This is a genomic window from Corynebacterium sp. UMB6689 (genome assembly GCF_030215295.1).
GTDB classification, from domain to species: domain Bacteria; phylum Actinomycetota; class Actinomycetes; order Mycobacteriales; family Mycobacteriaceae; genus Corynebacterium; species Corynebacterium aurimucosum.
Genome location: NZ_JASOLS010000100.1, coordinates 1 through 327, shown reverse-complemented (window position 1 = coordinate 327; position 327 = coordinate 1). Strand labels below are relative to the sequence as shown.

General features: G+C 37.3%; 1 protein-coding gene. It reads right to left on the bottom strand.

Annotated features, from left to right (window positions below; all coding sequences use genetic code 11):
* Positions 1-291: head-tail connector protein (locus QP363_RS12830; RefSeq protein WP_284764767.1), on the bottom strand; the 291-nt coding region annotated here is incomplete at its 3' end.
* Between the last annotated feature and the right edge of the window lie 36 nt (positions 292-327).

Genomic DNA, 327 nt, shown 5'->3' with positions numbered 1-327 from the left:
ACCTCGTAATCGCAATTGATGGATGATGTTTAAAACACCGTTAGCCAGCGGATACCGTTCAGTATCTGCTGACAGTCCGCGATGTTCATATTCTTCTTTGACTTGTTTCATAACAGCCAAATCAAATTTTGCGTTCCCTTTAAAACTTTCAGAGGTACTATCTTCTTCTATAGCAAAGCAAATCTCTTCTATAACCGATTCAATCATTGATTCTAGAAGTGAATCTTCAAAATCGTAATCGATTTTACAATAGAGCTTCACCTTATCTAAGTAGTCTTTAGAAACTGCCATAGACACCTCCTATCAGACTACCAAAGCTAATAGCTC